Genomic DNA, 14,299 nt, shown 5'->3' on the forward strand with positions numbered 1-14,299 from the left:
ACCGCATAAGAGTTTGGAAGAGCGTCGCTTGATGCCACGATAGGCCCTCGTTCAACGCTCCAAGCGGGACGTTACAGGTCGTAAAAACAGCCTCTGACCAGCAGAAACATGTACCCACTTGGGTTACTAACAGTGTCCGGGGCGAACTGCGCGATCGTGGTCGCGGCGGTGTTCTGGCTCGTCTCGCTGCTCGGCGGCGGTCGCGCGCTGCGGGTGGCGCTCTCGCTTCTCGCGCTGGGTGCCTTCGTCGTGCTGGTCACCCCCGAGCCCAGCGTGATCCGCGCCTCGGTGATGGCCGCGCTCGCGATGCTCACCCTGCTGATCGGGCGGCCGAGCGCGGGGCTGGCCATGCTGTCGCTGGCGGTCTGCGGACTGCTGATCGCCGACCCGTGGCTGGCCGCGACACCGGGGTTCGCGCTGTCGGCTGCGGCGACCGCCGCGCTGCTGGTGCTGTCCCGTCCGCTGCTGCGCGGGCTCGGGCGCTGGATGCCCGTGCCGCTCGCCCTCGCCCTGTCGGTGCCCCTCGCGGCCCAGCTGGTGTGCGGACCGATCGTCGCCCTGTTCTCGGAGACGCAGTCGGTGGTGGGTGTCGTCGCGAACCTCCTCGCCGCCCCCGCCGCCCCCATCGCGACGGTGATCGGGCTGCTCGCCTGTCTCACCTCCCCGGTGCCGCCGCTGGCCGATCTGCTCGCGGCGGCTGCCTGGCTGCCCGCCGCCTGGATCCAGACCACCGCGACGGTGTCGGCGTCGCTGCCCGGCGCGACGGCTGCGGTGCCGGTCGGTCCGCTCGCGGCCACCGTGGTCGCCGTGATCAGCGCGGCTGCGACGCTCGTGCTCGTGCGCCCGCGCTCACGGCGGCTGCGTCTTGTCGCGGCCGCCGTGGTGGTCATCGCGTCGGCCGCCTCGGTCGCAGGGATGCTGCTGCGCGGGCCGCTCGCATCGATGACCACTCCGCGTGCATGGACGATCGCCGCGTGCGATATCGGGCAAGGCGATGCGGTGCTCATCCGCTCGGGGTCGCAGACCGCGCTCGTGGACACGGGTGCGGATCCGGATGCCCTCACCGGATGCCTGGCACAGACCGGCACCGACCGCATCGATCTGCTCGTGCTCACGCACTTCGACCTCGACCACGTGGGAGCGGCGACTTCGCTGGCCGGCCGCGTCGACACGGTGCTGCACGGGCCCGTCGCCGAGCCTGCGGACCAGCGGATCCTGGATGAGCTCGCCGCAGGCGGCGCCGCTCTGCGGGGCGGAGCGGTGGGCACGCACGGGTCGCTCGGATCGGCCGAGTGGCGCGTCGTCTGGCCGCCGCCTGACTCGGCGGCGTTCCCCAGCGGCAACGACGCGAGCATCGTCGTCGACATCGCCGGCGGGGGAGTGCCCCGGATGCTGATGCTCGGCGACCTCTCCGCCGCTCCTCAGCGTCAGCTGCTGGCGAGCGGTCGGGTCGGCGGCGAGTACGCGGTGGTCAAGGTCGCGCATCACGGCAGCCGCGACCAGGAGCCCGCACTGTACGCGCAGATCGCGGCACCCGCAGCGCTGATCAGCGTGGGGGAGGACAACGACTACGGGCATCCGCGCAAGGAGACGCTGATCATGCTCGAGGCGGCCGGCTCGCGTGCCCTGCGCACCGATCGGCGCGGCCTCGTGCTGCTCGGCGAGCAGGGTGGGCGACTCGTGGTGTGGACGGAGCGCCAGGAGTGACAGCACGAGGAGTGACAGCACCAGGAAGCAGGGTCGGCACCCGCCGGTAGGCTGAGAGCATGGCAGCTCCTCGTTCTTCGGCACGCAGCACGGCCGCGAAGGGCACCAAGATCCCGCAGGTGTCGTGGCGCGAGCCGCGCCCGGCGCCGATCGTTCTCGTCTCCGGGCCCGAGGAGGTGCTCGCCGAGCGCGCGATCGCCGGGGTGCGCGACTACCTGCGCGCCGAGGACCCGGCGCTCGAGGTCAGCGACATCCGCGCCGACGACTACGCCGAGGGCACGCTGCTCACCCTTACCTCGCCGTCGCTGTTCGGCGAGCCGCGACTGGTGCGCGTCGCCGGCGTCGAGAAGTGCACCGACGCCTTCCTGCAGGAGGCCGTGCGCTACCTCGAGGCCCCTCAAGAGGGCGCGACCGTGATCCTCCGCCACACCGGAGCGACGGTGCGCGGCAAGAAGCTTCTCGACGCTGTCCGCGCGGGCACCGGCGGCGGCATCGAGATCCCGTGCGCAGCGGTCAAGCGCGACTCCGATCGCGTCGACTTCGCCGCCGGCGAGTTCAAGGCCGTGAAGAAGCGGATCCAGCCCACCGCGCTGCGCGCTCTCGTCTCGGCCTTCGCCGACGACCTCACCGAGCTCGCTGCCGCCTGTCAGCAGCTGATCGGCGACGTGGAGGGCGACATCACCGATGACGTCATCACGAAGTACTACGGCGGTCGCGTCGAGGTGTCGGCGTTCGTCGTCGCCGACACGGCCATCGCCGGTCGCTACGGCGAGGCCCTCGTCGCGCTGCGTCACGCCCTGGCATCCGGAGCCGACCCCGTGCCGATGGTCGCGGCGTTCGCCATGAAGCTGCGCACCATGGCGCGCGTCGCCGGCCGCCGTGAGCCCAGCCGTCAGCTCGCGCAGCAGCTCGGCATGAAGGACTGGCAGGTCGACCGCGCCAGAAAAGACCTCGCGGGGTGGAACGAGCGCTCGCTCGGCATGGCGATCCAGGCGACCGCGCGCGCGGATGCGGAGGTCAAGGGCGCCGCGCGCGACCCGATCTTCGCGCTCGAGCGCATGGTGACGGTGGTCGCCACCCGCGACGCGTTCGCGTCGACCCGCTGACGCGGCTCCCGAGCGAGCGAAGCGAATCGAAGGGCGCTCAGGACAGGCGCTTCCCGACACAGCAGAAGGCCCGCCCCGCGAACGGGACGGGCCTTCCAAGCAGAATGCCGGGGCTCAGAGAGCGGCGACCTTCTTGGCGATGGCCGACTTGCGGTTCTTCGCCTGGTTCTTGTGCACGACGCCCTTGCTGACGGCCTTGTCGAGCTTCACGGACGCGATCTTGAGGGCGCCCTCTGCGGCCTCCTTGTCGCCGGAGGCGATGGCCTCGCGGGTCTTGCGAACCAGCGTCTTCAGCTCGCTCTTGACGGCGCGGTTGCGCTCCTGAGCCTTCAGGTTGGTCTTGTTGCGCTTGATCTGCGACTTGATGTTTGCCACGTGTGGACACTTTCTGTCTGGATGGATTCGGTGTGCTGCCGACGGTAGAGGGACGTCGCACAGCGGTCGTGAGGGACGAACCCACACGCAAGCCAAGAGTCAATGCTACCAGTAGTCAGGGGCTGGTGCAGCACTCTCCCGCGGGTGCGCCCGATCCGCCCGACCTCGGCTCCTGGCGTCCACGACGGCCATCGCCAGTCGCAGCACCGCGTTGAACACCGTCGGGCGCATCGCCGTCACCAGGTGCGTGGCGTGGGGCACGACGATCAGCTCGGCATGCGGAACGAGACGCTGGAACAGCGCCTCGTTCACCCGCAGCTGGTCGAACTGCCCGTTCACGAACCACAGCGGCACGCGGATGCGCGGGAGAGCGGCCTCCAGATCCAGAGCGGCGAGGCTGCTCAGCGCGGCATCCTGCGCGTCGAACGCGTAGCCGCCGGCGGCGAAGTCGCCGCGGGTGTCGACCGGGAGGGTCGCGGCCAGCACCCGATCGGTGAGCCACTGCCCTCGCTGCGGCAGCGAGTTCATCGCCCGGGCCAGAACACGGTACGCGCGCAGCGCCGCGCCGCGGGGGAGTGCCGTGCACGACGCGGCCACGACTCCCGCGATCGGCGGCGCGTCCTCGCCGCCGGCGTAGGCGAGCGAGAGCAGCCCGCCCATCGAGTGGCCCACCAGCAGCACGGGTCCGTGCCGGGCCGCATCCCGCACCGCGGCATCGATGGTGTGCAGTGCCTCGTGCAGGGTGAAGTCCTCGTCCATCCGCATGCCGTGCGCGGGAAGATCGATCGCGGTCGCCGGGATGCCGTTCTCGGCCAGCCAGTCGATCTGCGAGCGCCACATGGTCGATGACGTGCGGATGCCGTGCACGAAGACGACCTGGACGCTCACCCCATCAGCATATGAAGAAAGCGGGGCCGGTGGATCACCCACCGGCCCCGCTCACATGATGCGGTGCTTACTTCTCCCAGCCGACGTTCTCAACCGGCTGCACGCCGAAGAGGTCCAGGCCCACGTAGGGCTCGGGCGTCAGGTTGGCGAGTCCCGTCTTGGCCGCCGAGATGGACGGTCCGTTGTACAGCGGGATGAGGCCCCAGTCCTGGAAGATCTCGGCCTCGAGCTTCATGGCCGCGGCCGTCTGCTTCTCGGGGTCGTTGATCGACTCGACCTCTTCGTGGATGCGCTCATCCATCTCCGGCGTCTGCACGCCCGAGAGGTTCAGGCCCATGTCCTGGCAGTACAGCTGGCAGAACCAGGCCGCACCGAACGGGTCGGACGAGGTGAAGCGGAGGCTGAAGATGTCCCAGTTCTTGGAGTTGTAGTCCTCGGCGAACTTGTTCGCCGGGCGGACGTCCACCTTGACATCGATGCCGATGGCCTTCTCCTGAGCCTGGATCGACTGCGCGAGGGCCTTCTGGGTCGGGTCGTCGTTGTGGATCGGGTAGGTGACCGAGAGCTTGACGCCGTCCTTCTCGCGGATGCCGTCGGAGCCCTCCTTCCAGCCCGCCTCGTCGAGCAGCTTCTTGGCGCCCTCGACGTCGAACTTGTAGCCGGCCTCTTCGAGCGCGTTGCTGTAGCCGGGCTGGAACGAGAAGAGGGTCAGCGAGCCCGCCGGCTCCTCTTCGTAGTCCAGGCCGTTCCACGCGATCTTCTTCTGCTGGTCGATGTCGATCGCCTTGAAGAACGCCTCGCGCACCTTGACGTCCGCGAACTGCGGCTTCTCGGCGTCGACCTCGAGCAGCGTGTTGGCGGTCTGCTGCGCGCGGTAGATCTCGATGTCCTTCATGTCCTTGACCTGCGCGAGGCGGTCCTTGGTGCCCACGCCGACCATGTCGATCTCGCCGTTCTTGAACGCGTTGATCGAGGCCTGCGAGTCCATGCCCTTGAAGGTGACCGTGTCGAGCAGCGGCTTGTCGCCCCACCACTTGTCGTTCGGCTTGAACGAGATGAAGTCCTTGTTCGCGTCGAACTCGTCGACCGTGTACGGGCCTGCGCCCCACTCGGCGTGCGGGTCGTCGATCATCGCGGAGTTGAAGGTGTCCGGGTCGGCCAGCGCCGGGTGGATGATGCCCGTCAGGAACGGCATCTGCGGCCAGGCGAACTCGCCCTTGAAGGTGACGATCGCGGTCTTGGGGGTGTCGCCCTGCTCGACCTTCTCGATCTCCTTGTAGCCGTCGGTGGCGTTGGGGACGAAGCCCTCCTCGGTGGAGCGGCTGGCCTTCCACGTCGCGTCGATCGCCGTCCAGTCCATCGGCGTGCCGTCGTTCCAGGTGGCCTCGTCGGTGAACGTGAAGGTGATCTGCGTCTTGCCGTCGACCGTGTCGATCTTCCACTCGTCGAGGTACGCGTCGTGCTTGTAGGGCGTGCCGTCCGGCTTCTGCAGCAGGATCTGCGGCATGTACCACGCGGCGACGCGGGCGGTGTCGGCGCTGCCGTCACCGTGGAAGGAGTTCAGCTGCTCCGGGATCTCGTTGATCGGGAAGTTGACCGTGCCGCCCTCCTTGAGGTTCTCGCGCGGCTGCGGGTTGTAGTCCGCGGCCGAGGTCTCGGCTGCGCTGCCGTCATCGCCGCTGCCACCGTTGTCTCCGGTGTCAGAGGCGCACCCGGTGAGGACGAGTGCGAAAGCGCCGGTGAGTGCCAGCGCTCCCATCAGCTTCTGCTGCTTCATGGTGCTCCTTTCGCCTTGCGGCGTGTCATATGGGGAGAATAGTTGCGCTCGTGCGCATGCGGCGGGCGCGACAGTGAATCGGGACTAACTGTTATCGGACGGTGATCAGACAGTCGCCGGACGCGTCGACATCGTCTCCGGGTCGAACACGACCCGCTGGCGGGTGCGCTCGACATCGGGATCGGGCACGGGAATGGCCGACAGCAGCGCCTGCGTGTACGGGTGCTGGGGGTTGTCGAAGACCTCGTCGACGTCGCCGTGCTCGACGAACTCGCCGAGGTACATCACCGCGACACGGTCGGCGATGTGACGGATCACCGACAGGTCGTGGGCGACGAAGAGGTACGACAGCCCGAGCTTCACCTTCAGCTCGTCGAGCAGGTTGATCACTCCGGCCTGGATCGACACGTCGAGCGCCGACACCGGCTCGTCGAGCACGATGATCTTCGGGTTGGTCGACAGCGCACGGGCGATTCCGATGCGCTGACGCTGACCACCCGAGAACGCCCCGGGGAAGCGGTCGCGGTGCGCAGGGTTCAGTCCCACCAGGTCCATCAGCTCCTGCACCCGGGCATTGACGTCATCCTTCGCCATCCCGATGGCGCGCATCGGCTCGGCGATGATGTCGGTGACGGTCATGCGCGGGTCGAGTGCACCCATCGGGTCCTGGAAGACGATCTGGATGTCGCGGCGCAGCCGGCGCTCCAGCTTGCGGTCGTGCAGCTCGTTCACGCTCGTGCCGGCGATGATGATGTCGCCGTCGGCCTGCTTCTCGAAGTCCATGATCTGCAGCAGCGTCGTGGTCTTGCCCGATCCGGACTCGCCCACGATGGCCATGGTCTCGCCCTCGCGCACGTCGAAGCTGACGCCCTTGACCGCGTGCACCTCGCCGACCTTGCGCTTGAGGAAGGCGCCCTTGGTGAGCGGGAAGGTCTTGACCATGTTGCGCACTTCGAGCGTCACCGGACGCTGCTCGCGCGGCGTGCGGGTCAGGTCGCTCTCCGGGATCGGCTCGACCGGGTACACCGGCAGGCCGCCGATGCGTCCGTTGTCGTCGATCTCGTCGGCTCGGATGCAGGCAGCCAGATGCGCCTGTCCACCGCCGGTGGCCACGGGCAGCAGCTCGGGCTCCCGCTCGACGCAGGCGGCCACGGCGATCGGGCAGCGCGCGGCGAACGGGCACGCGTCAGGCAGATCGATCAGCAGCGGCGGATTGCCCTTGATGGGGATCAGCGGCTCCTTCTCGACCTTGTCGACGCGCGGGATGGCTCCCAGAAGGCCGATCGAGTACGGCATCCGCGTGCGGTGGAACAGCTCGTGCGCCGGGGCGTGCTCGACGGGCTTGCCGGCGTACATGACCATGACGTCGTCGGCGGTGCGCGCGACCACTCCCATGTCGTGGGTGATCATGATCACCGCGGCGCCCGTCTCGTTCTGCGCCTTCTCGATGAGATCGAGGATCTGCGCCTGGATGGTCACATCGAGGGCGGTCGTCGGCTCATCGCAGATGATGAGGCGCGGGTTGTTGGCCATGGCGATGGCGATCACCACGCGCTGACGCATACCGCCGGAGAACTCGTGCGGGAACGACTTCATCCGCTTCTCTGGCTCGGGGATGCCGACCAGGCGCAGCAGCTCGAGCGACCGCTCCCACGCATCGCTGCGCGAGAGGCTGCGGTGCACGGTGAGCGCCTCGATGAGCTGGTCGCCGATGGTGAACACGGGAGTGAGCGAGGTGAGGGGATCCTGGAAGACCATCGCCATGCCGTTACCGCGGATGACCGACATCTGCTTGTCGGTCTTGCCCAGCAGCTCCTCGCCCTCGAACTGGATCGATCCGGTCACGCGGGCGTTCTCGTCGAGCAGCCCCATGATGGCCAGCGAGGTGACCGACTTGCCCGAGCCGGACTCGCCGACGATGCCGAGCGTCTTGCCCGCCTCGAGATCGAAGGAGACGCCGCGCACGGCGTCGACGCGGCCGGCTTCGGACGCGAAGCTGACCCTGAGGTCACGGACGGAGAGTACGTTGCTCATGCACGGCCTCCTGCCGCAGAGGTGGGATCGAGGGCATCCCGCAGACCGTCGGCGACGAGCGCCATCGACACGGTCAGCAGGGTGAGGGCCAGCGCGGGGAAGTAGAACAGCCACGGCGCGCTGGTGACGCTGGCCGCTCCCTCGCCGATCAGCGAGCCGAGCGACACGTCGGGGATCTTCACGCCGAAGCCGATGAACGACAGACCGGTCTCCGTCATCACCGCGGCGACCACCCCCAGGGTGAAGTTGATCACGAGCAGCGAGCCGACGTTCGGCAGCAGGTGACGCAGCACCACGCGCATTCCGGGCACGCCCATGTAGCGCGCGGCGTGCACGTACTCGCGCTCGCGCAGCGACAGCGCCATCGTCCAGATCACGCGAGCGGGGAAGAACCAGCCGATGAAGATCAGCGCCAGCGAGATCACCCGCCAGTCACCGCCGGCGTTGTTCGAGACCAGGGCGAGGATGAGGAAGGTGGGCACCACCATGAAGAAGTGGATGACGATGAGGGTCGTCCGCTCGACGAATCCGCCGAAGTAGGCCGCCGCGGTGCCGACGATCGCGGAGATCACCGTCACACCGATGGAGACGACGAGGGCGATCATCAGCGATCGCTGCAGGCCGACGAAGGTCTGCGTGAACGTGTCGTTGCCCGAGGCGTTCGTGCCGAAGAAGTGGTCGGACGAGGGGCCGGTGGAGAGGTTGAGGAAGTCCATCTCGTTGACATCCCAGCCGGACAGCGGCGGGACGACGACGGATGCCAGCGCGAGCAGGACGAAGACGACGATGCCGAACACGGCCGGCTTGTTGCGCATGAACCGGCGCGTGTAGAGCGTCCATTTCGACATCTGCTTGGCCGGCACCCGCTCGGCGGTCGTGTCGGGCCCGACGGGCGGCTGGATCTGGGAGTCGATCATCTGGTTGGTCATGTCAGCTCACCCTCACTCGCGGGTCGAGGACCACGACGGCGATGTCGGCGAGCACGGCGCCGATCGCGGTCAGGACGGCGCCGAAGGCGGCGACGGCGACCACGCCGTGCACGTCGTTGCCGTTGATCGTGGTCAGGAAGTAGCGGCCCATGCCCTGCCAGGCGAAGATCGTCTCGGTCAGGATGGCGCCGGTGAAGATCGCCGGGATCGAGAACGCGACCTGCGTGGCGACGGGGATCAGCGACGTGCGCAGCGCGTGCCGCCGGATCGCCTGGGACTTGGTCAGGCCCTTCGCGCGAGCGGTGCGCACGTAGTCGGCACTGATGTTGTCGAGCAGCAGGGAGCGCTGCAGGAAGTGCGTTCCGGCGTATCCGGTCACGACGAGCGCGATGGTCGGCAGGATCAGATGCTGCAGCGCATCGACGAGCACCGGGAAGAACCCGGTCACCCCCTGGCTCGAGGAGCCGGTGACGTAGAAGACGCGGGTGCCGATCCAGTTGTTGAAGTTGATGGCCAGGATGACGACGGCGAGCGCCGCGACGATGATGTTGATGTTCATCGTGATGATCGACACGGCCTGCCAGATGCGGTCACCCAGCTTGTACTGGTGGGATGCCGTGTACACGCCGATCCAGATGCCGAGGACGGTCATGATGATGGTCGCCCCGAGCACCAGCTCGGCGCTGACCCACATGCGGTAGCCGATCTCGTTGTTCACCGAGCCGCCGGTGGGGCTCAGGCCCCAGTCCCACCGGAGCAGGATGCCCGTGAGCCAGGTCCACCACCTCTCGAGCAGCGGCGTGCTCTCGCTGAGGTTTCGCGGCCCGAGCAGACCTTCGATCTGCTCAGGGCTCAAGGGGGGCTTGCGGCCGACGTAGTTGCTTCGCGGATCGAGGAATGACCAGGCAAGGAAGTAGGTGACATTCGTCGCGACCACGATCATGAGCAGCCAGCCGAGTGTCCGGCGCACGAGATACTTGATCAAGGTGAAGGGTCTTTCTCTTCTACAGCCGTGCCCGGGATCTCCGACGCGACGCTGAGTCGGGATGACTTTCTGGGTCATTCCGCCTCCAGCCTACGCCGACACCCGCAAGGAGGCTGTGACGGAGTCGTATAGCCGATGAGACCCAGTGTCACCAGGTCGCCTCGGACAACTTCGCGAGACTATCACCGGCTCACCGGAATGGGGGATTGAGCCGGGCTGAACGTAGACTTGCCTGAACCCTCTCGGACGCCTCAAGGACCACATGTCACCCCGCGCTCACACCCCGCTGTCGCCTGCCGCGACGCCCGCCACGCAGATCCGCAACTTCTGCATCATCGCCCACATCGACCACGGCAAGTCGACCCTGGCCGATCGGATGCTGCAGGTCACCGGCTCGGTGGCGGATCGTGACATGCGCGCCCAGTACCTCGACCGGATGGACATCGAGCGCGAGCGCGGCATCACGATCAAGAGCCAGGCCGTGCGGATGCCGTGGTCGGCCGACGGCGAGACCTTCGCGCTCAACATGATCGACACCCCGGGCCACGTGGACTTCACCTACGAGGTGTCCCGATCCCTCGCCGCCTGCGAGGGTGCGATCCTGCTCGTCGATGCGGCGCAGGGCATCGAGGCGCAGACCCTCGCCAACCTGTACCTGGCACTCGAGAACGACCTGCACATCATCCCGGTGCTGAACAAGATCGATCTCCCGGCCGCCGACCCCGAGAAGTTCGCGAAGGAGCTCGCCGATCTGATCGGCGGCAGCCCCGACGACGTGCTCCGCGTCTCGGGCAAGACGGGTGTCGGGGTCGAGGAGCTGCTCGACCGGATCGTGCAGGACATCCCGGCGCCGGTCGGCGATCCGGATGCTCCGGCGCGGGCCATGATCTTCGACTCGGTGTACGACTCGTACCGTGGCGTGGTCACCTACGTGCGCATGGTCGACGGCAAGCTGAACCCGCGCGAGCGCATCCAGATGATGTCGACCAGGGCGATGCACGATCTTCTCGAGATCGGGGTGTCCAGTCCCGAGCCGATCCCGTCGAACGGGCTCGGCGTCGGCGAGGTGGGATACCTGATCACGGGTGTGAAGGATGTGCGCCAGTCGAAGGTCGGTGACACCGTCACCACCGCCAGGGGCGCCGCCACCGAGGCCCTCGCCGGCTACACCGACCCGAAGCCGATGGTGTTCTCGGGCATCTACCCGATCGACGGCAGCGACTACGCCGATCTGCGCGAGGCACTGGACAAGCTCAAGCTGTCCGACGCGTCGCTGCAGTACGAGCCCGAGACGTCCGTCGCACTCGGCTTCGGCTTCCGCTGCGGATTCCTCGGGCTGCTGCACCTCGAGATCATCACCGAACGGCTCTCGCGCGAATTCGGGCTCGACCTGATCACCACCGCGCCCAGCGTGATCTACGAGGTCCTCACCGACACCGGCGAGACGGTGATCGTGACCAACCCGAGCGAGTACCCCGACGGCCGCGTCGCCTCCGTCTCGGAGCCGATGGTGAAGACCGCGATCCTGCTGCCGAAGGACTACGTCGGCACGGTCATGGAGCTCTGCCAGTCGCGCCGCGGTGCGCTGCTGGGCATGGAGTACTTCTCCGAGGAGCGCGTCGAGCTGCGCTATCGCATGCCGCTCGGTGAGATCGTGTTCGACTTCTTCGACCAGCTGAAGTCGAAGACGCAGGGCTACGCGAGCCTGGACTACGAGCCGGACGGCCAGCAGGAGGGCGACCTGGTCAAGGTCGACGTGCTGCTCCAGGGCGACAAGGTCGACGCGTTCAGCGCGATCGTGCACCGCGAGAAGGCGTACGCCTACGGCACGATGATGGCCGAGCGCCTGCGCAAGCTCATCCCGCGGCAGAACTTCGAGGTGCCCATCCAGGCCGCCATCGGCGCGCGCATCATCGCCCGCGAGACCATCCGCGCCCTCCGCAAGGACGTGCTGGCCAAGTGCTACGGCGGTGACATCAGCCGCAAGCGCAAGCTGCTCGAGAAGCAGAAGGAGGGCAAGAAGCGCATGAAGATGGTCGGTCGCGTCGAAGTGCCCCAGGAGGCGTTCATCGCCGCGCTGTCGGGTGACGTCGAGGGCAAGGACAAGAAGTAGGTCGCTCGGGACGCGGTGTCGTTCGGAGACTGTTCAGACAGGTCGCTTAGGCTGGAGATCATGCGTCGGGGGACTTTCCGAGAAGGCACGGTTGACTATGCCGCGGTGGGCGCGACCCACGCGCCCGACCTGATGCAGTACCCGCCGGAGCGCAGCATTCCCGCGGAGGCATCCTGGCGTCTCGGCAGCGGCGAAGAGCGTTTCCGCACCGCAGGAGAGTCGCTGCTGTCGTGGACCGCGCAGCGCGCCGCCGGACTCGAGCTGCGCGACGTGCGCCCGGCCGCAGGCTCCGCCTACACCGGCGTCAGCTTCGACGCCGGGGGCGCGCCCATCGCCCCGAACCGCACCCAGGTCGAGCAGCGCTTCGCCGCCGACGGGATGCCGTTCGTCGCGCCCGGCATGACGCTCAAGCTGCACGGCAGGGTCAAGGGCATGAGAGCGGACGCCGAGCTGCGCGTGATCTCGGTGACCGAGGAGCGCCGTCGCGTCGGGTTCGTCCTCGGCACCGTCGGCGGCTCCGTGGTCAGCGGCGAGGAGTCGTTCGACATCGAGTGGCGTGAGGACACCGACGAGGTGTGGTTCACCGTGCGGGCGTTCGACGCTCCCGTGGCGCTGCTGTACCGGCTGCCCGGAATGGTGCGTCGTCGACGGCGCGAGCTGTTCTCCCTCTACCTGCGTGCCATCTCACCCCTGTACGCGACCCCGATCTGATGGCGCTCGCACTCCGATGACACTCGCACTCTGATGGCCGGGCCCCTCCCGATCGGGGATCCGGCACCGGCCGACGGCCGTCTCCCCGATGATCTCGCCCTCGACCGCTCCACGCCGTTCTCGGCGTACCTGCACGTGCCGTTCTGCCGCGTGCGCTGCGGCTACTGCGATTTCAACACCTACACCGCGACCGAGCTGCGCGGAGCGAAGCAGGACGAGTACGCCGACACGCTGATCCGCGAGATCGCGCTCGCGGGGAAGGTGCTCGCCGAAGCCGACGGCATCCGCCCGCTCGACACCGTCTTCTTCGGCGGCGGCACGCCCACCCTGCTCCCCGCCGGCGACCTCGCGCGGATGCTCACCGCGGCGACGGCGGCGTTCGGCATCCGCGACGGCGCGGAGGTGAGCGTCGAGGCCAACCCCGACACCGTGACCCCCGAGGTGGTGCGGACGCTGGTGGATGCGGGGGTCACTCGGCTGTCCATCGGGATGCAGTCCGCGGTGCCTCACGTGCTGGCGGCGCTGGACCGCACCCACCGGCCCGAGAACGTCCGCACGGCCGTCGACGCCGCACGCGATGCGGGCCTCGACGTGAGCGTCGACCTCATCTACGGTGCTCCGGGGGAGTCGCTGGCCGACTGGGAGCGCTCGCTCGACGCGGCTCTCGCCCTCGAGCCCGATCACATCTCGGCCTACGCGCTGATCATCGAGGACGGCACCAAGCTCGCCAGGCAGATCCGGCGGGGTGAGGTGCCGGCGCCCGACGACGACCTGCAGGCCGACATGTACGAGAGCGCGGATCAGCGGCTGGGCGCCGCGGGCTTCGAGTGGTACGAGGTGAGCAACTGGGCCCGCGCCGACGGCGACGACCAGCGCTCGCGGCACAACATGGCCTACTGGCGGGGCGCGGACTGGTGGGGCTTCGGGCCAGGGGCGCACAGCCATGTCGCGGGCCTGCGCTGGTGGAACGTGAAGCACCCGGCCGCGTACGCGCAGCGGCTCGCGCTCGGCGAGTCTCCGGCGGCCGGCCGCGAGCGGCCGGACCTCGAGGCGCGCACGCTGGAGCGCGTGCTGCTGCAGAGTCGTCTTGCGGAGGGCCTGCCGATCGACGACATCCCCGAAGGGCGTCGCGACCGGGTCGCGGAGCTGATCTCCGACGGACTCGTCGATGCGGCAGCGGCTCTGCGCCAGCGTCGCGTGCGCCTCACCCTGCGGGGTCGGCTGCTGGCGGATGCCGTCGTGCGCGCGCTCACCGACTAGCGGGCGAGGCCGGAGCACGGCGCGCGGGCCGAGTGCCGGGCGCGAACGGGTAGGATTGGCACTCGGAACGTTCGAGTGCCAGCGGGAGGGATGATGGTCACACAACGAGGCCTTGAGGTCCTCCGTGCGATCGTGCAGGACTACGTCGCGACCCACGAGCCCGTCGGGAGCAGGTCGATCGTCGAGCGGCACGCATTCGGCGTCTCCGCCGCGACCATCCGCAACGACATGGCCCAGCTCGAGGACGAGGAGCTCATCACCTGTCTCTTATACACATCTAAAAAAAAAAAAAAAAAAAAAAAAAAAAAAAAAAAAGAAGAAAGAAAATAGGAAACACATAAAAACAAAAAAGAGAAGAAGATACATAAAGCTACAAAAAACAGATAAGAATAAGTGACATATTACATCAAAGTT

The 14,299-nt window shown here is 67.8% G+C and carries 11 protein-coding genes and 1 pseudogene; 6 read left to right on the top strand and 6 right to left on the bottom strand.

Going from position 1 to position 14,299, the window contains the following annotated elements:
• Positions 1–132: 132 nt before the first annotated feature.
• Both BFN01_RS06780 and holA read left to right on the top strand, forming a co-directional pair.
• Positions 133–1,707, top strand: a complete 1,575-nt coding sequence (locus BFN01_RS06780; protein ID WP_071642917.1) for a ComEC/Rec2 family competence protein — start codon at positions 133–135, stop codon at positions 1,705–1,707.
• 59 nt (positions 1,708–1,766) lie between these two features.
• Positions 1,767–2,813, top strand: a complete 1,047-nt coding sequence (gene holA / locus BFN01_RS06785; RefSeq protein ID WP_071642919.1) for a DNA polymerase III subunit delta — start codon at positions 1,767–1,769, stop codon at positions 2,811–2,813.
• Between the two features lie 114 nt (positions 2,814–2,927).
• Here holA and rpsT read toward each other — a convergent pair whose 3' ends face one another.
• The 6 genes from rpsT to BFN01_RS06815 form a co-directional block, all read right to left on the bottom strand.
• Positions 2,928–3,188: a 30S ribosomal protein S20 gene (rpsT, locus tag BFN01_RS06790; protein WP_071642921.1), complete on the bottom strand. Its 261-nt coding sequence runs from the start codon at positions 3,186–3,188 to the stop codon at positions 2,928–2,930.
• A 105-nt stretch (positions 3,189–3,293) separates the two neighbouring features.
• Entirely contained in the window at positions 3,294–4,076 is a 783-nt protein-coding gene (locus BFN01_RS06795) for an alpha/beta fold hydrolase (RefSeq protein ID WP_083428684.1), read from the bottom strand.
• Between the two features lie 67 nt (positions 4,077–4,143).
• Positions 4,144–5,853, bottom strand: coding sequence for an ABC transporter family substrate-binding protein (locus BFN01_RS06800; RefSeq protein ID WP_071642923.1), 1,710 nt, complete (start codon positions 5,851–5,853; stop codon positions 4,144–4,146).
• Between the two features lie 105 nt (positions 5,854–5,958).
• Positions 5,959–7,887, bottom strand: coding sequence for an ABC transporter ATP-binding protein (locus BFN01_RS06805; RefSeq protein WP_071642925.1), 1,929 nt, complete (start codon positions 7,885–7,887; stop codon positions 5,959–5,961).
• Positions 7,884–8,816, bottom strand: a complete 933-nt coding sequence (locus tag BFN01_RS06810) for an ABC transporter permease (RefSeq protein ID WP_071642927.1) — start codon at positions 8,814–8,816, stop codon at positions 7,884–7,886. Before BFN01_RS06810 ends, BFN01_RS06805 begins: the two co-directional genes overlap by 4 nt.
• A gap of 1 nt (position 8,817) precedes the next feature.
• A complete protein-coding gene (locus tag BFN01_RS06815) occupies positions 8,818–9,801 on the bottom strand; it encodes an ABC transporter permease (protein WP_071642930.1) in 984 nt (327 codons plus the stop codon).
• A gap of 262 nt (positions 9,802–10,063) precedes the next feature.
• Here BFN01_RS06815 and lepA point away from each other — a divergent pair, with 262 nt between their 5' ends.
• From lepA to BFN01_RS06835, 4 genes and pseudogenes are all read left to right on the top strand, one after another.
• Positions 10,064–11,914, top strand: coding sequence for a translation elongation factor 4 (gene lepA / locus BFN01_RS06820; RefSeq protein WP_071642932.1), 1,851 nt, complete (start codon positions 10,064–10,066; stop codon positions 11,912–11,914).
• Between the two features lie 60 nt (positions 11,915–11,974).
• Positions 11,975–12,625 carry a DUF1990 family protein gene (locus tag BFN01_RS06825; protein ID WP_071642934.1) on the top strand — a complete coding sequence of 217 codons (651 nt, stop codon included), beginning with the start codon at positions 11,975–11,977 and terminating at the stop codon, positions 12,623–12,625.
• Positions 12,626–12,658: 33 nt separating this feature from the next.
• Positions 12,659–13,885: a radical SAM family heme chaperone HemW gene (gene hemW, locus BFN01_RS06830; RefSeq protein ID WP_071642936.1), complete on the top strand. Its 1,227-nt coding sequence runs from the start codon at positions 12,659–12,661 to the stop codon at positions 13,883–13,885.
• 93 nt (positions 13,886–13,978) lie between these two features.
• A pseudogene (locus BFN01_RS06835) lies at positions 13,979–14,143 on the top strand (DeoR family transcriptional regulator); the annotation flags it as partial.
• Positions 14,144–14,299: the final 156 nt, after the last annotated feature.

Source organism: Microbacterium sp. AR7-10 (assembly GCF_001878835.1).
GTDB classification, from domain to species: domain Bacteria; phylum Actinomycetota; class Actinomycetes; order Actinomycetales; family Microbacteriaceae; genus Microbacterium; species Microbacterium commune.